Annotated in this window: 22 protein-coding genes; 13 read left to right on the forward strand and 9 right to left on the reverse strand. The window is 63.5% G+C overall.

All coding sequences use genetic code 11. The features are described 5' to 3' along the window. Nucleotides 1-58: 58 nt before the first annotated feature. The 4 genes from J2Z31_RS17145 to J2Z31_RS17160 form a co-directional block, all read right to left on the reverse strand. Nucleotides 59-511 (reverse strand): DUF2721 domain-containing protein, encoded by a 453-nt coding sequence (locus tag J2Z31_RS17145; RefSeq protein ID WP_209602772.1) that lies wholly within the window; start codon nt 509-511, stop codon nt 59-61. A gap of 186 nt (nt 512-697) precedes the next feature. Beyond that, entirely contained in the window at nt 698-1,489 is a 792-nt protein-coding gene (locus J2Z31_RS17150) for a hypothetical protein (protein WP_209602773.1), read from the reverse strand. A gap of 107 nt (nt 1,490-1,596) precedes the next feature. Beyond that, entirely contained in the window at nt 1,597-2,889 is a 1,293-nt protein-coding gene (locus J2Z31_RS17155) for an alpha/beta hydrolase (RefSeq protein WP_408022044.1), read from the reverse strand. Between the two features lie 448 nt (nt 2,890-3,337). Then, the gene (locus J2Z31_RS17160) at nt 3,338-5,116 is read right to left on the reverse strand and encodes a hypothetical protein (protein WP_209602775.1); all 1,779 of its coding nucleotides are present in this window, start codon (nt 5,114-5,116) and stop codon (nt 3,338-3,340) included. Between the two features lie 190 nt (nt 5,117-5,306). Here J2Z31_RS17160 and J2Z31_RS17165 point away from each other — a divergent pair, with 190 nt between their 5' ends. The 8 genes from J2Z31_RS17165 (at nt 5,307) to J2Z31_RS17200 (ending at nt 13,855) form a co-directional block, all read left to right on the forward strand. Continuing rightward, entirely contained in the window at nt 5,307-5,573 is a 267-nt protein-coding gene (locus J2Z31_RS17165) for a hypothetical protein (protein WP_328243578.1), read from the forward strand. A gap of 82 nt (nt 5,574-5,655) precedes the next feature. Next, nucleotides 5,656-6,444: a DUF2092 domain-containing protein gene (locus J2Z31_RS17170; protein WP_234939478.1), complete on the forward strand. Its 789-nt coding sequence runs from the start codon at nt 5,656-5,658 to the stop codon at nt 6,442-6,444. Continuing rightward, nucleotides 6,441-6,758 (forward strand): hypothetical protein, encoded by a 318-nt coding sequence (locus tag J2Z31_RS17175; protein ID WP_209602777.1) that lies wholly within the window; start codon nt 6,441-6,443, stop codon nt 6,756-6,758. Before J2Z31_RS17170 ends, J2Z31_RS17175 begins: the two co-directional genes overlap by 4 nt. 97 nt (nt 6,759-6,855) lie before the next feature. After that, the gene (locus tag J2Z31_RS17180; RefSeq protein WP_209602778.1) at nt 6,856-7,731 is read left to right on the forward strand and encodes a peptidyl-prolyl cis-trans isomerase; all 876 of its coding nucleotides are present in this window, start codon (nt 6,856-6,858) and stop codon (nt 7,729-7,731) included. Then, complete coding sequence (locus tag J2Z31_RS17185) at nt 7,728-8,726, forward strand: HupE/UreJ family protein (protein WP_209602779.1); 999 nt, start codon at nt 7,728-7,730, stop codon at nt 8,724-8,726. Before J2Z31_RS17180 ends, J2Z31_RS17185 begins: the two co-directional genes overlap by 4 nt. An 11-nt stretch (nt 8,727-8,737) precedes the next feature. Beyond that, complete coding sequence (locus J2Z31_RS17190) at nt 8,738-9,481, forward strand: hypothetical protein (protein ID WP_209602780.1); 744 nt, start codon at nt 8,738-8,740, stop codon at nt 9,479-9,481. Between the two features lie 26 nt (nt 9,482-9,507). Further along, the gene (locus J2Z31_RS17195; protein WP_209602781.1) at nt 9,508-11,445 is read left to right on the forward strand and encodes a DUF3604 domain-containing protein; all 1,938 of its coding nucleotides are present in this window, start codon (nt 9,508-9,510) and stop codon (nt 11,443-11,445) included. A gap of 298 nt (nt 11,446-11,743) precedes the next feature. Next, nucleotides 11,744-13,855: a mechanosensitive ion channel family protein gene (locus J2Z31_RS17200; protein ID WP_209602782.1), complete on the forward strand. Its 2,112-nt coding sequence runs from the start codon at nt 11,744-11,746 to the stop codon at nt 13,853-13,855. Nucleotides 13,856-13,880: 25 nt separating this feature from the next. Here J2Z31_RS17200 and J2Z31_RS17205 read toward each other — a convergent pair whose 3' ends face one another. Beyond that, nucleotides 13,881-14,579, reverse strand: a complete 699-nt coding sequence (locus tag J2Z31_RS17205; RefSeq protein WP_209602783.1) for a thermonuclease family protein — start codon at nt 14,577-14,579, stop codon at nt 13,881-13,883. A gap of 228 nt (nt 14,580-14,807) precedes the next feature. After that, nucleotides 14,808-16,022, reverse strand: coding sequence for a hypothetical protein (locus J2Z31_RS30010; protein WP_408022039.1), 1,215 nt, complete (start codon nt 16,020-16,022; stop codon nt 14,808-14,810). Between the two features lie 195 nt (nt 16,023-16,217). On the opposite strand from J2Z31_RS30010, the gene J2Z31_RS17215 reads away from it, so the two are divergent. Continuing rightward, nucleotides 16,218-16,811 (forward strand): transglutaminase-like cysteine peptidase, encoded by a 594-nt coding sequence (locus tag J2Z31_RS17215; RefSeq protein ID WP_209602784.1) that lies wholly within the window; start codon nt 16,218-16,220, stop codon nt 16,809-16,811. A 27-nt stretch (nt 16,812-16,838) separates the two neighbouring features. Here the strand turns inward: J2Z31_RS17215 and J2Z31_RS17220 are convergent, their stop codons facing one another. Both J2Z31_RS17220 and J2Z31_RS17225 read right to left on the reverse strand, forming a co-directional pair. Beyond that, a complete protein-coding gene (locus tag J2Z31_RS17220) occupies nt 16,839-18,782 on the reverse strand; it encodes a MacB family efflux pump subunit (RefSeq protein WP_209602785.1) in 1,944 nt (647 codons plus the stop codon). Between the two features lie 8 nt (nt 18,783-18,790). Next, complete coding sequence (locus J2Z31_RS17225) at nt 18,791-20,056, reverse strand: efflux RND transporter periplasmic adaptor subunit (protein WP_209602786.1); 1,266 nt, start codon at nt 20,054-20,056, stop codon at nt 18,791-18,793. A 241-nt stretch (nt 20,057-20,297) separates the two neighbouring features. On the opposite strand from J2Z31_RS17225, the gene J2Z31_RS17230 reads away from it, so the two are divergent. Together J2Z31_RS17230 and ilvC are read left to right on the forward strand one after the other, a co-directional pair. Further along, on the forward strand, nt 20,298-20,918 hold the full coding sequence (locus J2Z31_RS17230; protein ID WP_209602787.1) for a TetR/AcrR family transcriptional regulator C-terminal domain-containing protein: 621 nt from the start codon (nt 20,298-20,300) through the stop codon (nt 20,916-20,918). Nucleotides 20,919-21,077: 159 nt separating this feature from the next. After that, a complete protein-coding gene (ilvC, locus tag J2Z31_RS17235; RefSeq protein ID WP_209602788.1) occupies nt 21,078-22,097 on the forward strand; it encodes a ketol-acid reductoisomerase in 1,020 nt (339 codons plus the stop codon). Between the two features lie 72 nt (nt 22,098-22,169). Here ilvC and J2Z31_RS17240 read toward each other — a convergent pair whose 3' ends face one another. After that, nucleotides 22,170-22,424: a hypothetical protein gene (locus J2Z31_RS17240; protein ID WP_209602789.1), complete on the reverse strand. Its 255-nt coding sequence runs from the start codon at nt 22,422-22,424 to the stop codon at nt 22,170-22,172. Nucleotides 22,425-22,656: 232 nt separating this feature from the next. Between J2Z31_RS17240 and J2Z31_RS17245 the strand changes: the two genes are divergently transcribed. Continuing rightward, nucleotides 22,657-23,883, forward strand: coding sequence for an aminotransferase-like domain-containing protein (locus J2Z31_RS17245; protein ID WP_209602790.1), 1,227 nt, complete (start codon nt 22,657-22,659; stop codon nt 23,881-23,883). A 576-nt stretch (nt 23,884-24,459) separates the two neighbouring features. Beyond that, nucleotides 24,460-26,433, forward strand: a complete 1,974-nt coding sequence (locus tag J2Z31_RS17250; protein ID WP_209602791.1) for an acyltransferase family protein — start codon at nt 24,460-24,462, stop codon at nt 26,431-26,433. Nucleotides 26,434-26,613 lie beyond the last annotated feature (180 nt).

Raw genomic sequence — 26,613 nt, forward strand, 5'->3', positions numbered from 1 at the left:
ATGAAGGGCCCGACTAAGCCCGCTTAGGGCGTCCCTCGGCCTCGGTGGCGGCTGCCGCCTAGTCGCTCTCTGGGCTTGGCTTGTCCATGCGGATCTGCCGCAGCATATTCCGCCCGGCCACGAGCATTTCAAGCAGGAACGCCAGGAGCGACCCTATGAGGGAGAGGATCGCACCACCGAAGAACCAGAAGAGATTTTCCTCGCGAAGACCGAGCCCGAGCGCACTGGCGAGCAGGTTCAAGATCGCGAAGCCGGTACAGATGGCAGCCAGGGTGCCGAATGCGACGGCAATCTCCAGGGCGAGTGTCCGGCCCCGGAGATAGGCGAGTTGCGTGCGTCGCTCCTCGCTCTGCTCGTCCTTGTCCCCGACCTCATTGACCCGATCCGATACCCTGCCGAGGCGAGTGGTGTAGACGCTGACGAACCCAGCCGTACCGGCAAGGAGGAAGACGGGTGCGAGGGATGTTTGCACGATAGACGCAAGATCATTGACGGCTGGTGGCGGCTCCATGAGTGCCTTTCAGAATTCTGGCGCGACTTCGCACTATGGCTCTTCTCCATACAGTGGACCCGGATAAGAGTGCGCCTTCTCGAAAAGCGTACAGTTCCGGTTCGACTTTGGAGCATAATCCGCTGGAGCGAGGCGTGGAACGTTCCCCAAACAAGACGAGGTCGATCCAAGGATCAACCGGACGCATTAGAACCGCACCACTATTCCCAGGATGGGCCCCTGCTGGACGACGTCGAAGACGAATCCGTCGTCGCTGTAGTCGACGCCGAGAGCACGGTAGCCGGCGACGGCCGATATGGTGTCGCTGAAGCGATAGCCGATCGCCGCAGCGACGTCCCAGTCGAGGTCGGCACCGCCGGCACCGACGAGCCCCCAACCGGTCAGGTAGATTTCCGGGGTGATCGAATAGGTCCCCCTGAAGCCGGTCAAGCCGTCGACCCAGGTCGCGTCATCGGTTCTGGAACGTCCGTCGAGAATGCCGCCGCTGAAGGACAGCTCGCTTTCGACGGACCAGACACGCAGGCCGCCGACGATATCGAGCCGCGCGGCATTGTCCTCGAAGACCGCGTAACCGGCGCCGAGCAGGCCGGCGAAGGTTTCGGACTTGAGCTCGACATCCTCTGCAAGAATGCCCCTCGGTGTGCCCGACTGACCGGAAAGCTTTGTGTAGATCACATCGCCGAAGACGCTGTAGGGGCCATAGCGGGCCTCGCCGATCGCCATCGCGCCAAAATCGAGGTGATCAAAGATATCACTGAAACTGGCGTCGACATCAGCCTCTGGCAGCCCGAACTGCGCGACGTCTCCAGACAGGCCCGCCGCCCAGAAATAGGGCGCGAACGAAAACGTCCAGCCGCTCTCGGTCGTCGTCTCCTGAACCGCCGGCGTCATCGGCGAATAGATGTCCGCGGCCATGGAGCCGGCGGCGATGAGGCAGCTTCCGATGGAGACCAGAGTTCGAATGACAGAAGATTTCATTACTTCCCCCAAGAAAGTTCACCGCGAGAGGACGAATCCCGCCCCGATCAGATCATGATTGCGGACCGTGATTTCGCCAAATAGTTCTTGACGCACCGAATTTGCGATTACCGGCTGCATTGCGCGACCCTGGCCTGCTTGCTGCAATCGATGTAGGTCGTGCCTGGATTTGCTTGGCCGACAGGTCCCGCAAGCGCATCGACGTGGTGGGCATAATTCTCCCGGGTGTTCTGGTCGATGATCGCGGCGGGAGCGGAAACGACCAGGCCCGCGGCTGTCCCGACGGTGTGCGCGGCGCCGGCCGTTGCCGCCACGATGTGATCGCCGAGCCCCAGCCGGCTGTCGCTCAAGCTCTGACCGGTCGACAGGCGGGAGCCGATCAGTTGAACGATCTCAGGCGATTCCGCAAACTTGGTGTGGTGCAGCCTGTCGCCTTCGTTGAGCTTGGTCAGGTCGATGACCGTTATGTTGTTCGCTGCCAGTTCTTCCTTATAGGGGGACTGCTCCGGATCGATCGCCCCCAATCGGGCAACGTCGCCCCAGACGCGCCGCGAAACGGCGAGCGCGCGGTCGTCGCGTGAGACGAACAGCGTGAACTGCGGGCGTTGCTTGCCCATATCTTCGATCTGCGAGCGGAAAACGTCCACGTCGACGTCGGGAGCGGCCAGCATGACATTCTTGAACTTCGCCGGCAGCCCGTCGTTGCGGATTGCCATCTGGCGCAGCGACTCGAGCGCCAGCACATTCCCCATCGAATGGGCCAGGATCGAGACTTCCCGAACCTCCGGGTCGCGCGCCAGGTACTGGAAAAGCCTCTCGACCGCGTTCCGGGTGTAGTTGGTGCTTTCGCGATCATAGCCATAGGCCAGCAATTTGCCGCGCGACGGCCATGTCGCCAGCACCGGCGCGCTGTGCGCTCGCGAATCGTGCACGATCTGGGCGAAACGGAAGACGGCATCCTCGAAATGGTTGTTGAAGCCATGGATGAAGACGAGAACGCTGCGGTCCGGGCTCCTGCGCACGGAGTTGCTGAGCCACTTCTCGGCCGCCGACCTGTCGACCTCTTCCGCCTTGACCGTCGCGAACTCCGTTGCCGGATCCGGCGGAAGTTTGCGCGGCCAAGCAACCTCTCCGACCTTGCGGGCATTTGCGGGCGGGATCGATACCGTGATCTCCGCAAAGGCCGGCTTCGGCGCGCGCTCGCCGCTGAACATTTCGCCGGGATTATCGGATCGGTCCCGCATGGTCGCGACGAGCATCTCGACATGATTCGCCGACGGCGAGGCCGCCACCGGTTGCAAGACGCCCCTCGGGCGGCTCGCGCATGCGGTCAGCAGGGCTGTGAACAGGGCCGCAACCGTCAGCGCCTTGAAAATGCGTCGGGCGCGATGAGCGGAAATCGGACAGATCGATGACTCGCGACTCATACGGACCCGCGTCCTTTCTTATACGACACCCACGCTGAAACGCGTCGAATTGTCATCTTCAATACCCCTGAGTCCGGCAGCGAGGAGGTCCCCCGTGCCTCGTGGAAAAGCCAATCGTCACTACAGCACGCATCTGGGAACGAGCCCGGACTCGGAGCAGAATCCGACGAGCAACCCTCGGCGACCCCTGCGGGAGCACCGTCAGGGGCATCGGTAACCGAGATGTTGCCATAGGCATCCCGGACCGGCATGACCACTCGATCGCGTGTTGTTCATGCGTGCCTCCTGTTCCTCGTCGGACTGCGTTTCGCATGCAGTTCAGCTCGGCGATTTCTAATATGAAGACAGGCGGAGCACATGTAGCATCACGTAACCTCTATGGCTCGTGAGGCTCACCGCCGCGGTCGCTGCTGGCGCCGGCTTACGGCACAGACACACCCGCTTTCGCCAGGCCGTCCAGGAAATGGGCTTGATCCTCGGGCCGATGGATACGCATCGCCACCTCACGGCGAATGTTCTTCAGGAAACCTGCCGCATTGGCCTCGATCCATTGGCGCTCCCGGGCCGCCTCCGCCGTCTTCTCAAGCTGCCCGAGAATGGCCGCAACGATGAGATGATATAATGGGTTCGTCTGCGCACCGGCCGCCCTGATCCATTCCTCGGCCGCAGCGTAGTCTCGCTGCATGTAGAAGCACACGGCCAGTCCCGTCTCGAAATAGCCGAGCGGCCCAGGATTCCTGCTCACCGCTTCCGAAACCAGCTTGCAGCCCTGCTTCCATTGACCCGACAGAGCCATCCGAAGGCCATATTCGGCGCTGAGTTCCGGATCGTTCGGGTTCATCGCAAAGGCGCGGGCGCCAATCTTCAGTGCGGTATCGATGTCACCGCGGAAGAAGAACGTAAGCATCTCGGCCTGCAGGCCACGAACATTTTGCGGGTCGAGTTCGACTGCCCGTTTGGCTGCCTCCAGAGCCAGGTCGAGTGGAGGTTGAGCGGGAGTATCCATCCGGTAGCGGAAGCGCAACTGATCAATGTGGGTAAGGGCGAGCAGCGCCCAAGCGGTTGAATAGCCGGGGAATTTCCAGACCGCCTGCTTCAGGCAGTCTTGAACGGAGGCATGGGTCTGCGGGCTGAGATTGGCGCGATAGCCGTAATAGGCCAAAGTACATTGATACGCTTCCCAATCGTCAGGTGGTGCGCTTGCCGCCTTCGAAGCATCTGCCCGGAAAATGACGCCATAGGGCTGCGCAAGGGCGGTCGCGACGGCACGCGCCACGTCGCTCTCCAGTTCAAGAAGGTTGCGGACCTGCAAATCCTCGCTGTAGCTCTCGGCCCACAGCACGGAGCCGTCCTCTCGATTCACAAGGCGCGTCGAGAGCCAGAGGTTGTCAGCGGTCAGCCGAACGCTCCCCGAGAGCGCATAGCGCGCGGCCGGCGCGACGCTCGACGGAGTTTCGCTCGGGGTATCCGCGGATCGGCCGGCAATGACGACAATCTCCTTGAACTTCGAGATTTGCTCGATGACCTTGTCGGTCAGCCCCCTGGCGATGATCGTCGAGTCGGCGGTACCTGACAGATCTTCAAAGGGAGCGACGATCACGCCCGGCAGATCTGGCGCGGCCGGCACGGCCTTCGTCGATACCTGGTTTGGACTCGGGGCCTGGTTCGTTTGCCAACCGGCGTAAAGTCCGATCGCCCCAAGGATGAAAAAGACGGGGACAGCAAGGAAAGCAAGTCTCTTCCGTCGCGGCTTCGCGCGCTCCGGGCTCCTCGCCGACTCCTCCGCCACGAAGTGCAAGGTGTTCGCCTCAAGGGGTGCGCCAAGATCAACGTGGCTGAAAACAGGGACATATCCGCCCTTCGGCACGGTGATGGCGACAGGGTCGTTCCGGCCCGCAGTCAGATAGTAGCGTTCAAGCGACCTCCGGATGCGCCCTGCTTCTATCCGGACAACAGGATCGGTCTGCCCATCGAAGGAGGCGTCGCGGCCAAAAACCTCCAGTGCGATCGAATAGGCCTTGATCCGGTCGCCTCGACCGGCAATGACCTCATTGACGATGTAGGTCAGAAACCTGCGCGCCCGCTCGGGTACATCGAACTCCGGACTGGCTAGAATCCGGTCCAGTTGGACGCGAACCTCCGACTCTGGTGGCGACGATGCCGCCGCCGAGTCGACTTTGACAGAGCGGGTCTGGACCATTGCTTTAGCCCCCACAGGTCGCGGCGGCTAACGTGCCTGCCGATAACTCCTGTTTGCTCACGTAAACTACATCCCTGCATTGATCCAGTGCAATATACTCCTCCTATAATAGTTCCAGGTCGCGAAGGCTGCTCGAAAAATGGGTCTGCGGTCGGAAGGCGCTGCGGGGAAGAGTGGATTGCAGGCCGCCATGCGCCGGTTTCCGACGCGTGGCCTCGAGACCGAGACGTTGCTTGCGCGAGACGAGAATTTCCGCGGCATTTGCGACGACCTTGCCGCGGCTGAGGAGGCTCTCGCTGCGACTGAGCGCTTGCCGGAGAACCTCCGCGCGGCGCGGCGCCGCGAATACGAGGAACTTGTAGCGGATCTTGCCGAGGAGATCGCGAGGGCACTGGAGCGGGCGAACGTCTTCCAGATTCCGCGAATCCGACGCCCTGACAGAGGAGATGCGAAATGAATGCAGAATGCGAATGGCGGCTATTGGCCGAAAGCCGTCTGGATGGCGTGATCGAGAGCGACCGGCGATGAGATCCTTGGCGATGTTCGTTGGATTATGCGCGCGGGTTCTTTCAGCCCTCCCGGCGGCGGTCGTGGTTGTGCTGGTTGCCGTCGCTCCCACGTCTGCCGCGGGCGTCGAGCCCGAGGCCGACCGCATCTTGCGGGCGATGAGCAAATATGTCGGCGGGTTGAAATCGTTCACCGCCGAGTTCGACGTTGAGGACGAGGTGATCAATCCGGACGGACTGAAGCTGCAGTACAGCGCCACCGGCAAGATCGCGGCCGAGCGGCCCGGTAAGCTTCACGTCACCCGCAAGGGGCCCTTCGCCGATATTGAGCTGACCTTCGACGGAACCACGATTTCGGTTCTCGGCAAGAAGGCCAATATTTACGGCCAGATAACGAGTCCCGGTCCGACCATCGACGAAGCCGTCGATGAACTGCGTGCAACAACCGGGCTCGACGCGTCGGGGGCCGACCTTTTCGCCTCCGATTCCTATTCGGCGCTGACCTACAACGCGACGGAGGGCATTCATGTCGGCAGCGGCATCGTCGGCGGCGTGGAGTGCGAGCACCTTGCCTTCCGCAGCCCACAGGTTGATTGGCAGATCTGGATCCAGAAGGGCGACCAGCCGCTGCCGCTCAAATATGTGATCACGACCAAGTGGGTGACGGGCGCTCCCCAACACGTTCTGCGCATGCGCAACTGGGATGTCGCTCCCAAGATCGACGCCAAGCTCTTCGAGTTCGCAGTCCCGCCGGGGGCAAGCAAGCTCGAGTCACTGTCCGCCGACCTGATCGGCGAAGCCTTCGAGGAGATCCTGCAATGAAACGGGCCATCCGCACATGGATCTTGGGAGTCGGCCTGGCCTTCCTGCTGACCGACATCGCTGGCGTGACGATGCCACAACTGTCCTTCATCGCGGATGCCCAAGCCGTGGTCGGCCGGCCCGCAACCCCAGGCAGCGTCGCAGGTGTGGCGCGACGCACGACGCGGCGGGTGATCCGGCGATCAACGGTCTATGTGAGCACGCTGCCGGCGGCCTGCGTCAAGACGACTGTCAACGGCATCGTCATCTGGCGGTGCGGGGGAACCTACTACCAGTCCTATGGCGGGCGCTATGTCGTCGTCTACATCGACTGACCAACGGTGATGACTTTCTGCCGATCTCACCACGGAAGAGCCGACCTCACGACGTCGGCTTCACGTAAGGATCGTGGCAATTACCGGGACAATTGTGATGAAGCTGCTCAAGGAACCTCTCATCCATTTCACCATCGCGGGCGTGGTGCTGTTCGTCGCCCATGCCTGGCTCAATGGAGACGCGGGGGCAAGCGACCGACCGGAGATTCGGATCAATGACGGACACCTGCGCTGGATCAGCGAGACATGGGCTGGCCAATGGCGGCGCGAGCCGACTGACGAGGAACTGCGCGGTCTCGTCGCGGAGCTGGTCAAGGAGGAGCTGCTGGCGCGCGAGGCCCGCGCATTAGGGCTCGACCAGGACGATACGGTCGTTCGGCGCAGATTGGCGCAAAAGATGACTTTCCTGATCGAGGACACCGCCCGCATCGCGGAGCCGACGGAGAATGACCTGCGGCAATTCTACGGTGCGCATCTGGACAGGTTCCGCGGAGAGGTGCAGCTATCCTTCACGCACGTCTTCTTCAGCAGTTCGAAACGGACGAAAGCGGCAGACGACGCGCGCCACGTGCTGGCCGTATCCGACGGCCTCGACGAAACGGCAATCCTGGACCAAGGGGATCCGTGGCTGACTGCGGCCCGATTGGATGACGTAAGGGTAGGTGACATCGCCGCACAGTTCGGCCCCGCCTTCGCACGGGCGGTCGTCGCGCTGCCGGCGGGCGAATGGCATGGCCCGATCGAATCCGCCTACGGGCAGCATCTCGTCCGCGTATCGGAGGTGGTCCCGGCGGTGGTGAAGCCCTTCGCCGAAGTGAAATCCGCAGTGCGCGAACAATGGCGCGATGAGCAGCGGCGTCGTTACGAGCGGCGCTACTTCGCGGAATTGTTGAGGAAATACGAGATCGTGGCAGAGGCGACTGCCGAGCCGCTTGTCAGCGGCCTGGCGGAGACGATGGAGGATGCCCGATGAGGCGCCTCGCCGCAATCTCATGTCTAGGCCTCGCCATTGCGTGGCTTTTGCTGCCGTTCGCGGCCACCGCTCTCGCGCACGAGGTTCGGCCAGCCTATCTCGAAATACGCGAGCTGGCACCGGGCACATTCTCCGTGCTGTGGAAGGTGCCGATGCGTGGCGACATGAAGCTCTCCCTTGATCCCGTGTTTTCCGGCGAGACCAAAGCGTCGCTGCCGACGGCCCGCACCGCCCAAGGAGCGGCGATCGAAACATGGGCCCTGGAAGCCGCTGCCCTGCGTGGACAGACTCTGACGATCGCCGGGCTCGAAGCGACGATGACCGACGTGCTGGCGCATATAGAATACCTGGATGGCAGCGCATGGACGCAGCGCCTGACGCCGAGCGAGCCGTCGACGACAATTCCGGTGGCGGACTCCGCCGTGAAAGTCGCAGGGGTCTACCTCGTCCTCGGGGTCGATCACATCCTGTTCGGTATCGATCACCTGCTTTTCGTGTTCTCGCTTCTCATGCTGGCGCAAGGGCTCGGGCCGCTCGTGAAGACGATCACAACCTTCACCATCGCCCATTCCGTTACGCTCGCGCTCGCGACACTCGGGCTCGTGCATGTGCCGCAGGCACCCGTCGAGGCGGTGATCGCGCTTTCCATCGTCTTCGTCGCCGCCGAAATCATACGTCGGGAGCAGGGATACCATGGCGTGGCGGCGCAGGCGCCATGGCTCGTCGCCTTCGGATTCGGTCTGCTGCATGGCTTCGGTTTCGCCGGTGCACTCAGCGAAACCGGCCTGCCCACGACCCACATCCCGCTTGCGCTTCTTTTCTTCAACCTCGGTGTGGAGTTCGGCCAGCTTCTCTTCGTGGCCGTTGTGCTGGCGCTTGCAGCCGTTGCCCGTCGTTTTCCCCTGCCGCTTCCGCCCTGGGGGCAACGCGTTCCGGCCTATGCGATCGGTTCGATTGCGATGTTCTGGACATTGCAACGACTGGCGACGTTCTAGGGGAGGCGAAGATGCGCCGGCACGTTTGCATGAGCCGTCTATTCCTGCTGTCGCTCGCTGTGGCCGCGACGCTGTCGCCCTCGGCTAGCTCTGCCTGCGGGTACCACGACGACGTGTCGATGGCACGGGGACTGTTGAACTGGGTCTATCCGGACGCGCTACACGTGCTCGGCTCCATCTCAACCGCCGTCGCCGCGCATCGGTTGCCCCCTCCGGATCCAGCCGCCGGCGCACCGGATCTGTTCGGCGCAAAATACCGCAAGACGCTGCGATCGCTCGAGCGACTTGGCCGAGGGCTGGGTGCGACCTCGGGCGGCAGGCGCGGCCCGTCGGTCTCTGTCGTTCTCATCGAGCCGATGCTGTGGGCGCGCTTCGAGCCGGGCGAAGGCGGGCTGCGCACACGCGTTCATGCGACCGGTCCCGAACCCGATGATGTCGTTCTCGTATCCGGCGAGGCCGTCATCGACGCGATCGCGAGGGGGCGGCTGACAATTGGCGAAGCCCATCGCTTCGGTCTCGTCCGCCTTTATGGGTCAGCGGCGCAACAGGTGCAGTTCCTTCTCGCCTATGACCGCGTCGGGCGCGAGCCGCCTGCCGATACCGTCGATGAAGCCGTCCAGTCGAAGCCGTCGTCGCAACAAACGATCGCGCCAATCGCCGCGCCGGCGACGGCAACCGCCGTCGCAAGCAGTCCGCCCCAACTCGCAAATTCGCACAAGGGCCGCGCGCTCGCCTGCGGTCCGGGACACCATTGAAACAAATCGATCTTCAGGAGGAAGTCATGACGAAAACGTTACTGCAGGGGACGGCGCTTACCAGCCTCGTCATATTCGGTCTCGGGCTCCCGGCTTCGGCGCAGGATGCCGGCACGCTTGGCAAGGAAGCGGCTGAACGTGCCCACCAGCGCCCGCCGGCTTATTCGCCCTATGTCGGCCGCGACTTTCCGGCGCGGCCGTTCTTCGGCGACACGCATCTGCATACGGCCTTTTCCATGGACGCCGGCGCCTTTGGCGCGCGTCTCGGGCCGATGGACGCGTATCGCTTTGCGAAGGGCGAAGAGGTCGTTTCCTCGACCGGCCAACCGGCGAAACTCTCGCGCCCGCTCGACTTCCTCGTCGTGGCCGATCATTCCGACAATATGGGTTTCTTCCCCGACCTGTTCGCCGGCAAGCCTGATGTCGTCTCCGATCCAACCGGCCGCAAATGGTACGACATGATCCAATCCGGCAAGGGCGGAGACGCCGCGGTGGAAATCATCGTCGCCTTCTCGCACGGCACCTTCCCCAAGGACCTGATGTACTTCCCGGGGACGCGTCCCTATGCGAGCGCATGGCAGCAGACGATCGCCGCTGCGGAACAGCACAACGAGCCGGGCCGCTTCACCGCCTTCATCGGTTTCGAATGGACGTCGAATACGGACGGCAACAACCTGCACCGCAACGTCATCTTCCGCGACAATGGCGACAAGGCAAGCCAGGTCGAACCTTTCACCGTCTACCCGCCCTATGGCAGCGACAACCCGGCCGACCTCTGGAAATGGATGGAAGCCTACGAGGAAAAGACCGGTGGCAACGTTCTCGCCATCGCGCACAACGGCAACTTGAGCAACGGACTGATGTTCCCGGTCGTCGAGGCCTTCGGCAAGAAGCTCGATCGCGACTATGCCGAGACGCGGGCGAAGTGGGAGCGCCTCTACGAGGCAACCCAGACCAAAGGCGACAGCGAGGCGCATCCCTTCCTGTCACCGAACGACGAGTTCGCCAGTTTCGAGCGCTGGGACAAGGGCAACCTCGATGGCAGCGTCGCCAAGACGAAGGAGATGCTGGAGTTCGAATATGCCCGTTCGGCCTACAAGAACGGACTGAAACTGGAGAGGGAGCTCGGCACCAATCCGTATAAGTTCGGCCTCGTCGGCAGCAGCGACGCGCATAATTCTCTCGCGGCTATGGAGGAGGATAATTTCTTCGGCAAGACCGTGCCGCAGGAGCCGAGCCCGCACCGCATCAGCTCCACCTTCATCGACAACCCGAAGACCGGAGTGAAGGTCATGGATTGGGAAGTCTCGGCATCCGGCTACGCCGCCGTCTGGGCCAAGGAGAACACGCGCGAGTCCCTCTGGGATGCCATGCAACGCAAGGAAACCTATGCCACGACCGGTCCTCGCATGATCGTGCGCTTCTTCGGCGGCTGGGATTTCGAGCCGAGCGACACGGAAAACCGCATGCCGGCGGGGATCGGCTACGCCAAGGGCGTGCCGATGGGCGGCGAGCTCGGCGAAGCGCCAGAGGGCAAGTCGCCGACCTTCCTCGTCGCGGCGCTGAAGGATCCGATCGGGGCGAACCTCGATCGCTATCAGATCGTCAAGGGCTGGCTCGACAAGGACGGCAAGCTGCACGAAAAGGTCTACGACGTCGCCTGGTCGGGCCACCGCAAGCCCGGCGCGGATGACAAGTTGCCAGCTGTCGGCGACAGCGTCGATCTGGCCAATGCCACCTGGACCAATACGATCGGCGCGCCCGAGCTTATCGCGGTCTGGACGGATCCGGAGTTCGACGCGAGCGAGTCCGCCTTCTACTACGGCCGCGTCATCGAGATCCCGACGCCGCGCTGGACCGCCTATGATGCCAAGCGCTTCGGCTTGAAACCGCCCCCGGAGGCGACCATGACGCTTCAGGAGCGCGCCTATACGTCGCCGATCTGGTATACGCCCAAGCCCTGAGAGGCTGCCGGTCGCCATCCGGTCGAGGCGAAGAGCAGCAAGCGGAAGGCCAACGACAACGACCTGCATTCGTGACAAACTAGGGTTTGAACTGGCTTTCTCATTCCCAGGCCACGGTAGTCTGGATGGCGCGATCGAAAGCAACCGGCGACGAGAGCTTAGGCGATGCTCATTGAACGCTGCTCCTGCCGGTGCAGACGCTCGTTCTGAGTGAACATGGAGTTGGGGAGCCGCATGCCTTAGCCGGCGAGTCTTGGCGCCTGGGGCAGTCGGCCGGCGCAAGGGATGGGGGAACCGGATGAGTGCAGTCTTCAGGCACGGTTACAAACGCCTCGCCGCGATCGTCCTGCTTATGCAGCTCGTTTTCGGGCCTGCCGCTCCCGTGGCGGCTCAGGAGCCGGGAACGGCTGCGGCCCCGCCCGCCAAGGTCCAGCAACTGATCGAACTGCTGGATGATCCGGAAGTCCGCCAATGGCTTACCGCCAGGCAGGCAGCCACTCCGGCCGTCGCCTCGCCGCGGCCGGGACTTGCGTCGCAATTGGTCGCGAAGATCAGAGGTCATCTCGATGGCATGAGAGGGGCCATGCCGCGGGTCGGCTCCGAATGGGCGGGGGCAAGAGACCGCATTGCCGTCGAGATGCAGGGCCATGGCGCGATGCCGATCCTGCGTGGTTTCGCCCTCGTGCTCCTGGTCGGCTACGGTGCGGAATACCTCCTGCGTTATTTTGTGCGGCGCAGTGCGAGGCGCAGTTCCATTCAAAGCGGATACGGTTTCGCCGCCTTTGATCGCATCGCGCCGCTCGTCGTCTTTGCGGTCGCGGCGATCGCCGCCTTCGTGCTCGCCGACTGGCCGAGCCGGCTGGAGGCGGCGGTTGCGCCGCTGGTGATCGCCTGGATCGGTGCCCGCTTGATGATCGCAATCGTCTGGGCCGCCTTGAGGCCGGCGATAGAGGCTGATCCGGAAGCGGAGACGCTGGATAATAGCGCGACGCTGACGGCCGATGTCGCCCGTTTCTGGTACGGGCGGATCGCGCTGTTCATCTGCGCCGTAGCTTTGCTCTGGGCGGTCACGGACATGATGCAGGCGCTCTCGGTCGCGGCAGATGTCAGTGATCTCACCGCGGCCGTGCTCGGCCTTGGCATCCTGGGTCTCTCCATCGACACGACCCTCAGCCGACCCGTCCCGGAGATGGCGGCTGGTCGGCGAATGCTGCGCAACGCCTTGCTCATCGGATTCCTGATCGTCCTTTGGCTCGTCTGGGCCGCGGGGATGAAGGTGCTGTTCTGGCTCGGCGTCTACGGCCTCGGCCTGCCGCCGCTGCTCAGGTTCACAAGCGCGGCAACCCGCTCGGCGCTGGACACCGAAGCGGCTGATTACATTCGCGTGGTGCGCAATGTCGTGATCGACCGCGGCGTGAGATTCGCAATCATCGCGCTTGCGGCCTTTTGGCTCGCCGTCGTCTTCCGCTTCAACGGCAGTTCGATGCTGCAGGACGATGTCTTCAACCGCGTGTTCCGCGGCGTCCTTGCCGGGGTGGTCATCCTGCTCGCGGCGGATCTGCTCTGGCAACTGACGAAGGAGTTCATCAACCTTTACCTGAGGCGGGCGAGCGCCGATGTCGCGGACCCCGCTCTCCTTGCACGCAGTATGCGCCTGCGGACGCTGCTGCCAATCCTGCGCAATTTTCTTGCGGCCTTCATCGCGGTGGTCGCAGTCATGATGGTGCTCTCCGGCCTCGGGGTCCAGATCGGTCCGCTGATCGCCGGCGCGGGCGTCTTCGGGGTCGCCATCGGCTTCGGCTCGCAGACGCTGGTCAAGGACATCATCAGCGGCATCTTCTACATGATGGACGACGCCTTTAGGGTCGGCGAATACATCCAGAGCGGCAGCTATATGGGAACGGTCGAATCCTTCAGCATCCGCTCGGTAAAGCTGCGCCACCACCGCGGCCCTGTATTTACCGTGCCCTTCGGCTCCCTTGGCGCCGTCCAGAACATGAGCCGCGACTGGGTCATCGACAAGTTCAAGATCAACGTCTCCTACGACACCGACGTCGCCAAGGTGAAGAAGGTGGTGAAGGGCGTCGGCGCCGCACTGCTCGAGGATCCGGAGCTCGGGCCGTTGATCCTGGAAACGGTGAAGATGAAGGGCGTGGAGCAGTTCGGCGATTACGGCGTCACCCTGAGCTTCGCCATGAAGACCAAGCCGGGCAACCAGACCCAGGTCAGGCGGCGGGCCCAGGCCCTGATCAAGGAGGCGTTCAAGGAAAACAACATCCAGTTCGCCTCGCCGACGGTCCAGGTCGCCGGCGACGACGCGCAATCGACGGCGGCTGCCGCCGCGACGCGCGATGCAATCGCCAGGAAGAACATGGCCGCGGCACAGGGTGGCGAGGCAGCCGCCGAGTAGTTGCCCTTTTAAATCGAAAAGAGGATCAGCCCGAGACCCGGGCTGTCGTCCTCCCACACCATGTAATCGGTTGACCGGCCCGTTTCACGACCAGGCCTTCGGCCAGCAGAATGCCCCCAAGTGACGTCCCGTTTCTCATCACCAGCCGCCGCTTGCCGGCTTCGCGGTCCGCAAAGTCGGCAGCAGCGTCCACCACCGTGAAGCTGCCGGCATTCAAGAGTTCGCGAAGCCGCGCCTTGGCATGCGCGCCGCGCGAGCGCTCCTCGTCACATTTGGCAAGCTTCGTCTCCGGCGCGTCGATATCGGCGATCAGAATTCTCTCGCCGTTGAAGAGGAAGGTATCGCCATCGATCACGCAATTGTCGTGGCGTATGCCGCAAAAATAGAAGGTGGTCCTGTCGGCGGCCCGGGTAGTCGCCAGCTGTGCCGGTTGATCCACGGGTCTTTCGATCGGGGCCGGTATGGGCAATGCGGGCTTTGGTGCAATCGCGCCGGTATGCTCCTGCGACCGCGTACGGGGTCTCGCAGGCTTTGCCTTCGGTTCAGGTTCGGAAAACAGCGCCGCTAGCTCTCGTTCCGGCAGTTCAGCGAGCTGATCCCAATGGTCATGGGCAACGATGCCGCCGACGAGAGCGATTCCAGCAAGATACCACGGCGCAATGCCGCCCCGGCTGTTCTTCCGCTTGGTGCTGCCCCTACGTTTCCTGGTACTTGCCTTGGCCATCCGATTCGGTCCTCGATTGCGCGGGCATTATCGAGGCGAGGAGTTTCTGAAAGGTTGCGCGAAGATGCCGCGATCGACGCGTATGTTGCGTCAGGTGGAGCAGGACGATGTCGAGGGCGGGTCCGGCCGGATCCCGCCCTCTTGACGTTCATGCCTGCGCTCGCGCGGCACTACGCCACTCCGGAAACGCGGGGGTGTCGCGGCCCGGGTCCGGCTGCGATGGCAGCGTCAACGGTTGTCGTCGCTTTTGCCTGAATTGCCCGGCGTTCCGTCGCTGCCGCCATTGCCATGGCCGTTATTTCCGCCGCCACTGCCGCCGCCACTACCGCCGCCGCCGCCGCTGCCGCCGCCGCCGCTGCCACCGCCGCCGCTGCCGCCACCGCCACCGCCGCCGCTGCCGCCGCCGCTACCGCCGCCGCCACCGCTGCCGCCGCCGCCGCTGCCGCCGCCGCTACCGCCGCCGCCACCGCTGCCGCCGCCGCTGCCGCTACCGCCGCCGCCACCGCTGCCGCCGCCGCTGCCGCCGCCGCCGCCACTGCCGCCGCCGCCACTGCCGCCGCCGCCACCGCCGCCGCCGCCGCCGCTACCGCCGCCGCCACCGCTGCCGCCGCCGCTGCCGCCGCCACTGCCGCCGCCGCCGCCGCCACTGCCGCCGCCGCCACCGCCACTGCCGCCGCCGCCACTGCCACCGCTGCCGCCGCCGCCGCCGGTGCCGCCACCGCCGTCGCCACCGCTGCCGCCGCCGCCACCGCCGCCGCCGCCGCCACTGCCGCCGCCGCCACTGCCGCCGCCACCGCTGCCGCCGCCGCCACCGCCGCCGCCGCCGCCACTGCCGCCGCCGCCACTGCCGCCGCCACCGCTGCCGCCGCCGCCGCCGCTACCGCCGCCGCCACCGCTGCCGCCGCCGCTACCGCCGCCGCCGCTGCCGCCGCTGCCGCCGCCGTCGCCATCGCCGCCGCTGCTGCCGCCGCCGCCGCCGCCGCCGCTGCCGCCGCCGTCGCCACCGCTGCCGCCGCCGCCACCGCTTCCGCCGCCGCCGCCGCTACCGCCGCTACCGCCACCACCGTCGCCGCCACTGCCGCCGCTGCCGCCGCTGCCGCCGCCGCCGCTGCCGCCACTGCCGCCGCCGCTCGGAGGCTTGTTTGTGCCGCTCGTATCCCGCGTCGGAGTACGGTCGCTGCGATCATTCGCGCTTTGCGTGTTGCCGATCGTCGCCGTCGAGAGAGGCGGGCACATTTTGATCTGCGCGGGCGTGAGTATTTTTGCTCGATTTAGTGCAACGCAGCACGCCGCGAAGTTTTTTTCCGTGAGGGGGCTGCATTGCGCGGCAGTCAAGCGCTTACGCTGTACTGCTTCCGCGTCGTCCGTAACGATTACGGCTGTTATGGAGGCCGTGGAAAGTATGAAAAAAGTTCTAAGAATCGATTTATGAAACTCTTTCATTACTCTACTCCAACAGTAATAAAACTTGTAAAATAAGTAGATGATTTACTTAAAGGCTGCGGCGGTCAATTTACGAATTGTTAGTATCCCGCCACATCGTTGCCTCATTTCGGGCTAATCAACCGGGAATTAATCATTTCGATCTATATCTCCACGCTGGGCTGGGGATTGTCGGCCCGTCGTGGAGAGGACCCCATGAAACGCTTCATCGCGCACACCGCATTCCTATTGCTGATTTTTGCCCCCGCGGCAGCTGACGCCGGGACGATCATGAGGACCGCCGGCAAGGCTTTCGCTCCGCCGGCCTTTGCCCCATTTTGCGCGCGCGAGCCAAGGCTGTGTAAAACCGGTGGTGGTGCCGAAACGGTCGCGCTGACCCAGACCAGGGCAGCGGAGCTCACTCAGGTCAACAGGGCCGTCAATGCGCGCATCAGGGAACGCAGCGATCCTTCGACCAACGGCAGGAACGACGATTGGCGCCTGCCGACGGCCTACGGAGATTGCGAGGACTTCGCGATCCTCAAGAAGCATGAGTTGCTGAAGCGCGGCTGGCCAGCCTCGGCCCTGCTGTTGACGGTTGCCCGATACCGCGGACAGGGCCACACCGTGCTCACCGTTCGCACCAGTGGTGGCGACCTGGTGCTCGACAATCTCACGAATTCGATCCGGGATTGGTCGCGCACGCCCTATAACTATTTCGCCCGTCAGTCGCAGAAGGACGGCCGTCGTTGGGAATTGATCGGCGGAACGGAACGGGTAGCGCAGGCGCGGCATCGGCCGGAAGCGTGATATCGATCGTGCCCCTCGTCCGGGTGGTCAGTCCGCACTGAGCGCCGTGGCCGGCTGCAGGCGTGAGGCATTGCGGGCGGGCAGATAGCCGAAGAGCAGGCCGGTCACGAAGGAGCAGGCAAAGGCGAGCGCCACCGGACCCGCGGTGAAGGCCACCGGCATGCCGAAGAGTTGCGCGACGTAGCCGGTCCCAAGGCCGGCGAAAATTCCAATCACGCCGCCGATCGCGGACACCACCAGCGCCTCGATGATGAACTGCACGAGGATGTCGCGTTGCCGCGCGCCGGTCGCCATGCGGACGCCGATCTCGCGTGTGCGTTCGGTGACGCTGACGAGCATGATGTTCATGACGCCGATGCCGCCGACGACGAGGGAAATCGCCGCCACAGAGGCGAGGAAGAGTTTCAACGTATTCGAAGTCTCGGTGAAGGCCTCGCGTACCGACGACATGTTGGTGATCTGCGTGTCCTCGCGCTTGTGCCGTTCGTTGAGCAGGGCCTGGATCCGCTCCTGGGTCAGGTCTATGGCGTAAGCATCTTCCACCTTGACGGTAATGGTGCGGATATTGCGCTGCCCGAAAATGCGCATGCTACCGGTGGTGAGCGGCACGAGCACCACGTCGTCGCGATCGTTACCGCTGCCGCTGGCGCCCATTTCATTCATGACGCCGATCACCTGGAAGGGGATGCGGTTGACGAGGACGTATTGGCCGACCGGGTTTGAGTCGTCCGGGAAGAGCGTCTTTACGACGGTCTGGCCGAGCACGGCGACGGGCGCGTAGCCTTCCAGATCGTTGCGGTTGATGAACTCGCCTCGCTCCACCGTCCAGGATTTCGCCTCGGTGAATTGCGGCACGGTGCCGTTGGCCGTTGTCTGGTAATCGACATTGCCGCGACGGAGCGTCACATTGCTCGTCATCTCCGGCACGGCGAAGGCGACGTTCGGCAGTTCACGAATGGCTTCGGCGTCGGCGGGCACAAGTGTGACGTTGCTGCCGCCCGCACTTCCGCGGAAATTCGCCATGCTCGGGCGCACAAGCAGAAGATCGGAACCCATGGAGGAGATGCGGTTCAACACCGAATCCTGCGCGCCGGTGCCGATCGCCAACATCGCAACCACCGAACCAACGCCGATGACGATGCCGAGCAGCGTCAGGATCGTGCGGAAAAGATTGGCTCTGAGCGCCCGCAGCGCCATCCGGATCGCCTCCGGGACGTCGGCGATCGCGGCGAAGCCTTCTCGCGCACGCTGGGCAAGGCCAATCGCCGCGTCGGAATTCGCGCGGAAGTTCCGCATGCGATCGGTGATGATGCGGCCGTCTCGGATCTCGATCAGCCTGTCCGCCTTTTCGGCGACTTCGCGCGAGTGGGTAATGACGATCACCGTATGGCCGTTCTCGTTCATCACGCGCAGGAGCGCCAAAACCTCGGCGCCACTCCGGCTGTCGAGCGCGCCGGTCGGCTCGTCCGCGAGCACGACGCGGCCGCCGTTCATCAGCGCACGCGCGATCGAGACGCGTTGTTGCTGGCCGCCGGAAAGCTGGCTCGGACGATGGTCGAGCCGGTCGCCGAGCTTGAAGGATTTGAGCAGCGCCTCGGCGCGCTCGCGCCGATCCCTTGCGGGTACGCCGGCATAGATCGCCGGCACCTCCACATTCTCCTGCGCGGTTGCCGTCGGGATGAGATTATAGGCCTGGAAGACGAAGCCGAAGGTACGGCGGCGCAAGGCCGCGAGCTCGTCGCCATCGAAACCGCCGACATTCTCGCCTTCGATCAGATAGTCGCCCGAAGTAGGCTGATCGAGGCAGCCGAGAATGTTCATCAGCGTCGACTTGCCGGAGCCGGATTCACCGACGATCGCAACGAATTCGCCGGCCTCGATGTCGAGCGTGACGTCATGAAGCACGTCGACGGCGAGATCGCCGTTGAAATAGGTCTTGCCGACCTTCCTGAGCGAGATGAGCGGGGCCATCCGCGGCCTCAGAACATGGAGGGTATGCGCAAGCCGCGCAGCGTGTTGCGGCCTTCGCGAGTGCGGGTGCCCGCGGATTCAGTGCCGACGACGACCTTCTCGCCTTCCTCGAGGCCGTTCAGGATCTCGGCACTTACACGGTTGCGGATGCCGACCTTCACCTCGCGGGTCTCGGTGGTACCGGAGGGCGCGACGACGGTTACTTGCATCGGCTTATCGGCGCCGCGGCGCGTGTGGAGCGCGCCACTCGGCACGATAAGCACGTCCGTGGCGGCCGCTTCGACGAAAAAGACCTGGGCGCTCATCGACATCATCAGTTCGCCGGCAGGGTTCGGTACGTCGAAGAGCGCGTAATAGAGGACGACGTTGTTTTCGGTGTCCGGTTTCGGCTGGATCTGCCGGAGCTTGCCGGTGAAGCGCTTGTTCGGCTGGCCGAGCAGCGTGAAATAGGCGTCGATGCCGATCTTCAGCTTGCCGACGTCCGCCTCGGAGACCTGCGCCTTCACTGTCATTGTGGAAAGATCGGCAATGGTGACGATCGTCGGCGCCGTCTGGTTGGCGTTCAGCGTCTGGCCTTCCTTGGCGGGATTGTCGACGATCGTTCCGGCCATCGGCGCGTAGATCTTCGTATAGCCGAGAGCGACCTGATCTCCGGCCAGGGTCGCCTTCTGCTTACGGATCTGCGCTTCTATCGCCCGCACGTCGGCCTGGGCGGCTGTGTAATCGGCAATCGCCTGATCGAGCATCGCTTGCGGCGCACTCTTGGCCGCGACCAGGCTGCGCTGGCGCTCGACATTGGCCTGTTTCAACACGAGCTGGGCCTTTTTCGAGACGAGTTGCGCCTCGAGAAAGGCGAGTTCCGCCCGGTCGATCTCGATTCTGTTTTCGATCGAGGCCGGGTCGATCTCGGCGATGAGCTGGTTCTCGCCGACCCTGTCGCCGATCCCGACATGCAGCGATTTCAACTGGCCGGAGACTTGCGCGCCGGCGTCGACGGACTTGACGGCATCGAGTGTCCCGACGGCGGTGACCGCGCTTTCGATGTCGCCGCGCGTCACCGTCTCGGTAATCATTGTTGCGGCCGGCTCGGAGCCATATCGACTCCAGGCGTAATAACCGGCACCGAGGGTGGCGACGAGAACGGGGGCGGCGATCCAAAAACGCGACCGTCGCTTCCGGCGCGGCGGTGGCGGCGCTGCCGGGATCACGGTGACCTTTGCTGTTGGACTATGGGCGGTCGCATCCTGCTGCGCCGCCTTGGCCATCTCGCTCATGGGCGTAACTCGATGGGACGATCTTCGAAGCAGGATAGAGACGAAGGCGGCCGGCGAACAGCATTGAGACCATTATATTTTCGTAATGTTGGGCAATTGCGCCGATCCGGAAGCTATCTCCAAAATTCGCATCCCTGCCACGACCCGACTTGACGTCCTTCCCACTTGTGACTAAAAGACACGAACCGTACCGTACGGTACTGAGGGCAAGTGAGTGCAGCGCGCCGAAGCAACAAGACAAATGGGTACCGTGACCGGTCTGACGGAGCGTCAGGGCGCCGTCCTGGAAGAGGCGTTGCGCCTGCTGGTCGAGGGCGGCGAGAAGGCGCTGACCACGGCGGGGGTGGCGCGCGCGGCCAATTGCTCGAAGGAAAGCCTCTACAAGTGGTTCGGCGATCGCGACGGTTTGCTCTCGGCGATGATCGCCTACCAGGCGAGCAAGGTCAGGACGCTCGAAGTTTCGGCGGAAGCGCTGGACGCGGCGGGCCTCAGGGCGCATCTTGTCGCCTTCGCAAAGGATCTGCTCGACGTTCTCTCGGGTGACGTTTCGCTGGCGCTCAACCGGCTGGCGATCGGCCAGGCGAGCCGCGAGGGCTCCAAGCTCGGGCGGCTGTTGCAGGAGAGGGGACGCCGGCCGATCGGACGCAGGGCAGGGGCGCTGCTCGAGGCGGGCCGCAAGGCGGGGTTGCTTGCCTTTGACGACGCGGACGAGGCCTATGGCGCGCTATACGGGCTCGTGGTCTCCGACTGGCATCTGCGCATGCTGCTCGGCGAGGATGCGGCCGCAATGAAGATGGATTTCAGCCGCAGGGCGGAGCGGGCGGTCGACGCCTTCCTCGCGCTCCATGGCAGAAAAGGGTGACGGTGGCCCGAGACGGGCTGCCACTACAGCGCCCCGCGTCTTATCAGGCGCGCAAAGGTCGCTGTAGCACTTTGAATCGCTGCATGTCTTTGTCCTTAAATCGAGGTCGATTTAAGGAGACATGCAGTAGCAAAGACAAGCAAAGGGAAGGAAAATTCGATGCGCGTCTATTACGATCGTGATGCCGATCTCAACCTCATCAAGTCCAAGAAGGTCGCTATCGTCGGCTATGGCAGCCAGGGTCGCGCACACGCGCTGAACCTCAAGGATTCCGGCGCCAAGGAAATCCGCATTGCGCTGAAGCCTGGCTCGGCGACGGCTGCCAAGGTCGAGGCTGACGGTCTTTCGGTTCTCTCTGTCGCGGAAGCCGCCAAGTGGGCAGACCTCATCATGATGGCAACGCCGGACGAGCTGCAGGCCGACATCTACAAGAACGAGATTGCCGGCAACATCCGTGACGGCGCGGCAATCGCCTTCGCGCACGGCCTCAACGTCCATTTCGGCCTGATCGAGCCGAAGGCTTCGGTTGACGTGGTGATGATCGCGCCGAAGGGCCCGGGTCACACGGTGCGCGGCGAATACCAGAAGGGCGGCGGCGTTCCCTGCCTCGTCGCCGTGCATCAGGATGCTTCCGGCAACGCGCTCGACCTCGCGCTCTCCTACGCCTGCGGCGTCGGCGGCGGCCGCTCCGGCATCATCGAAACCAACTTCAAGGAAGAGTGCGAAACCGACCTCTTCGGCGAACAGGTCGTTCTCTGCGGCGGTCTGGTCGAACTGATCCGCGCCGGTTTCGAAACGCTGGTCGAGGCCGGCTACGCGCCGGAAATGGCCTATTTCGAGTGCCTGCACGAAGTAAAGCTGATCGTAGACCTGATCTACGAAGGCGGCATCGCCAACATGAACTACTCGATCTCGAACACGGCCGAGTGGGGCGAATACGTCACCGGCCCGCGCATCATCACGGAAGAAACCAAGGCCGAGATGAAGCGTGTTCTGAAAGACATCCAGACCGGCAAGTTCACCTCGGAATGGATGCAGGAGTATCGTTCCGGCGCCGCCCGCTTCAAGGGCATCCGCCGTGTCAACGACGCCCATCAGATCGAGGAAGTCGGCGCGAAGCTGCGTGGGATGATGCCCTGGATCGGCAAGAACAAGCTGGTCGACAAGAGCAAGAACTAAGCCTTAGCTGCCAGGATCAAGAAGAAAGCCGGGGCGCCAGCCCCGGCTTTCTTGATTCTAAGACTCGCCGCATCAATCCGGGGATGCGTCTTTCAAGGCGTTAGCCATGTGGGTTTTGCATTTTTCGGTATCGTTCGCCGCCAATGCCTCTTTCGCCATGGCGAGCTCCTTCGCGGCATTGTCCTTCCTCGTGGTATCGGTGAACTGGCTGATGTCGGCTTCCAGTTTTGTCATGGCAGCCTGGTCACAGACGAGATCGGCCTGTGCGAGAACGGGGGCCGCAAAAGTCACAGACAGGGCGCCGGCGATGAGGATTCTTGTCAACATTGTATGACCTCCAGAGTCTGGTGTTTGCCCGTTACGCGATGCTCAAACCTCGAACTGCCGTTTCAGTTCCATGGCGCGAGTCGCGGCGGTGGTTGCCAGCACGGGATGTGGTCGCTGACCGGTGCTACAGGGCAGATCCGGGCAGCCGAAATGCCGCCACGAATAGGTCAGCAATATTGACTTAAATTTCACGCTGTGCTCAGTTCCGGCATTCGCCAATCGGGAGGGCCCCATGCTGAATTGGGAAAGCATTTTCGCCACGCGCTCGAGCCGGATGAAGGCCTCGGAAATCCGCGAGCTTCTGAAGCTCCTGGACCGTCCGGACATCATCTCGTTTGCCGGCGGCATTCCGGATCCCGAGCTTTTCCCCGATGCGGAATTCAAAGCGGCCTATGCCGAAATCTTCGACGGGCCGGCCGTCAGCGCGGCGCTGCAATATTCGGTGAGCGAAGGCTACCGGCCGCTGCGCGAGTGGCTTGCCGATGAGATGCGGGGCCTCGGCATTCCGGCAACGGCCGAAAATATCTTCATCACCTCCGGCTCGCAGCAGGCACTCGACTATCTCGGCAAGCTGTTCCTTTCGCCGAAGGACACGGCGCTCGTCACCTGGCCGACCTATCTCGGCGCGTTGCAGGCCTTCAACGCCTATGAGCCGACCTATGACCAGTTGAACCCGGCCGGCAACCGCACGCCGGAAGCTTATACCCAGGCTGCGGCGGAGGCCGGCGGTCGCGTCAAGTTCGCCTATCTTTCGGCCGACTTCGCCAATCCGACGGGCGAGACGGTGGACCGCGCCGGCCGCGAGCGGGTGCTCGACCTTGCCGAGGAGCTCGGCATCGCCGTGATCGAGGACGCGGCCTATCAGGCGCTGCGCTATGACGGCGAGGCGATCCCGCCGATCCTGGCGCTCGAAATCGCCCGCAAGGGCGACATCAACATGACCCGCACGATCTATTGCGGCAGCTTTTCCAAGACGCTGGCGCCGGGCCTCAGGGTCGGCTGGGTTTGCGCTGCCGACCAGGTCATCCGCAAGCTGGTGCTGATGAAACAGGCTGCGGACCTCCATTCCTCGACCATGAACCAGATGGCGATCTGGACCGTCGCCGACCGCGGCTTCGAAAGGCAGGTGGCGAAGATCCACGGCGCCTACAAGCAACGCCGCGACGCCATGCTTTCGGCGCTCGAAAGGTACATGCCCGCGGATGTCACCTGGACGAAGCCCGAAGGCGGCATGTTCGTCTGGGTGACATTGCCGAAGGGCACGGACGGTGCCGCGCTGCTCGCGAAGTCGATCGAGACCGCCAAGGTTGCTTTCGTTCCGGGGCGCGCCTTCTTCGCCGACGGATCGGGGGAAAACACGCTGCGGCTGAGCTTCTCCTGCGCCAATGATGAGATGATCGACGAAGGCATCCGCCGGCTCGGCGCATTGATTCGCGGCGAGGTGGCCGAGGCGGCTTGAGGGATCAGACGTGTCGGCGATCGGGCGCTACAGGTGCAAGGAACCCCTCTCCAACCCCTCCCCACAAGGGGGAGGGGCTTGGTGCTTGCGGTCATCGCCACTGCATGTTCCTTTAAGTCGATGTCGATTTCAAACGGCGACCTTTGCGGTCTGATAAGACGCGCGGCGATGTAGTATTTCAATGGCTTAATTCCTCCCTCCGAGGCCGAGACATGGGCGAGGAGGGTGCGGCAGGCTAGTCCCTCCCCCTTGTGGGGAGGGATTGGGGAGGGGTCTGCCGGCCCCTTCGAGATGCCCAAGCAGAGGGGTGCTTGCCGGGGACAAATGGCCGGCGCCCTTTTGACGCCATATTGTCAGGCAGTATCACCTCACCGTTGCGTTGCACTGCAGCAAATTTGCTGCAATGTGTGATGGAACTTCGCGTCCGGGTCGGCCGATGCGGCGGGCAGGGCGCTGGAGTGGGATGCGCTCGCCTAGCTTCGCCATACCGCTCCATCCGAATGTTTTGCCGCATTTCTGCAGGGCCAGGTGATTCCACCTGACTGCAAGATGCTCCAACGACAGGGCACCGGTCACATGCGTTCACCAGCAGCCTCGGGAGAGTTTCGACCGGATATAGAAGGGCTCAGGGCCCTGGCGGTATCCGGTGTCATCGCCTTTCATTTCGGCATGAGCGGATTGCCCGGCGGCTTCGTCGGCGTCGACATCTTCTTCGTCATCTCCGGCTATCTCATCACCCGCCACCTGCAGCAGGAGATTGCAAGGAGCGGCACGGTCGACCTCTGGCGCTTCTACGCCCGGCGGGCCCGCCGCCTGCTCCCGGCCTCGCTCTTCGTCATCCTGGCCACGCTGCTCGTCGGCTATTTCATACTCGCACCGTCCGAACAGCAGTTCTACTCCAAAGGATCGCTGTTCGCCTCCGCCTATATGATCAATCTCTGGCTCATCCGCTGGACCGTCGACTATTTCGCCACGGATGCCTCGAACAATCCCTTCATTCATTTCTGGTCGCTGTCGGTCGAGGAGCAGTTCTACCTCGTCTGGCCCGCGCTCCTGCTGCTCTTCACAAAGCTTCGGCCGGGGAAGGGGGGCCTGGTTGTGTTGCTTGCGGCCGTCGCCGCCGTTTCCTTCGCCTTCTGCTGGCGCATGACGGCCGTATCGCAGCCTTGGGCCTTCTATTTCTCGCCGTTTCGGGCCTGGGAATTTGCCCTTGGCGGCCTTGCCTCCATGGCGTTGCCGCAGGAGTGGGCAAGGCGCTTTCGCTTCTCGCCCGTCCTCGGCTGGATCGGCCTCCTGCTGATTGCCGTCGCCTATCTGACCGTCACCGAGGCGGTTCCGTTCCCGGGATCGATCGCGCTGCTGCCGGTCGTCGGAACGGTGATGGTGTTGCTGAGCGGCGCGCATGCGAGCGGCGCCGGGCCGAAGACCATTCTCGCGCTGCAGCCGCTGCAACAGATCGGCAAGCTCTCCTATTCGCTTTATCTCTGGCATTGGCCGGTCATCGTCTATGCGGGGATCCTCAAGCCCGAATTGACCATTGCCGACCGGCTGCTATGCGGCGTCGTGACGCTTGCGCTTTCCGTCTTCAGCTATCGCTTCATCGAAAACCCGGTCCGCCACAATGGCTGGCTTGCGGCGAAGACGAGCCGCTCGCTGGCCCTCGCGGTCCTGCTCACCGGGACCGGGACGACGCTTGCCTATGGTAGCGCGGCGCTTGCGGGTCGCAGCCTCGATGCCGAGCAAAGGCAGGTTCTTCGAAGCGCCGAACGGCATTCCGCGGCGCGGGAATTCGACACGGCTTGCGTCGTCGCTCGCGAAGGCGTGCAGCCGAAGGCCTGCTCATTCGGCGCCGCCGATCCGAAGAAGACGATCGTTCTTTTCGGCGATTCCCATGCCGATCATTGGTCGACGCCGTTCAAGAGGATCGCCGAGGAGAAGGGGTGGCGGCTGATCACCTATCTGAAGTCCTCCTGCCCGGCGGCAAGCGTCCCGGTCTGGAACGGCGTGCTGATGCGGATGTATGACGAGTGCGAGGAATGGAAGGAGCGGGCCTTCCGCGAGATCGCTTCGCTGAAACCGGACATGGTTGTGCTCTCGCAATATTCCTCGAGCTACGTCAGGAACGACATGAACCACACGTCGAGACCGATCGGGCTCAAGGAGTGGACGGCGGGAATCAAGCGGACGATAGAAAGGCTCGAAGGCGCCGGCAGCGAAGTCGTGCTGCTTCGCGATGTGCCGGTGCACAAGACCTATCTCGACAAATGCGTCGCACGCGCGCTCTGGCAGGACCGCAGCCCGAGCGTCTGCGACACGCCACGCCGGCAAGCCGTGGAAGAGACGATCCCGGCCGCCGAGCGAGAGGCCGCGGAGTCGTTGAAGGCGGACTATGTCGATCTCGTCGATCTCTTTTGCAACGAGACGGTCTGCCCGGCGGTGATCGGCGGCAAACTGACCTTCCGCGACCGCCATCATATCGCCACGGCTTATGCGGAATCGCTGGCGTCGCAATTGCAGCGGGCGGTGTTTGGCGGCGAGCGCGTCAGGTAGCGGGAAAGTAACGGTCTTACGGAGATGCCGACAGTTCGCGGCCGGCGAAAACGCCTCTTCAACCCCTCCCCACAAGGGGAGGGGCTTGGCGCTTGCGGCAGCTGCCGGGCGTTTCAAAGGCTTAGCTTTCCGGTGCAGCTGAGATGTGAGCGAGCAGGGTCCGGCAGGTTAAGTCCCTCC

The organism is Sinorhizobium kostiense, from assembly GCF_017874595.1.
GTDB lineage: Bacteria > Pseudomonadota > Alphaproteobacteria > Rhizobiales > Rhizobiaceae > Sinorhizobium > Sinorhizobium kostiense.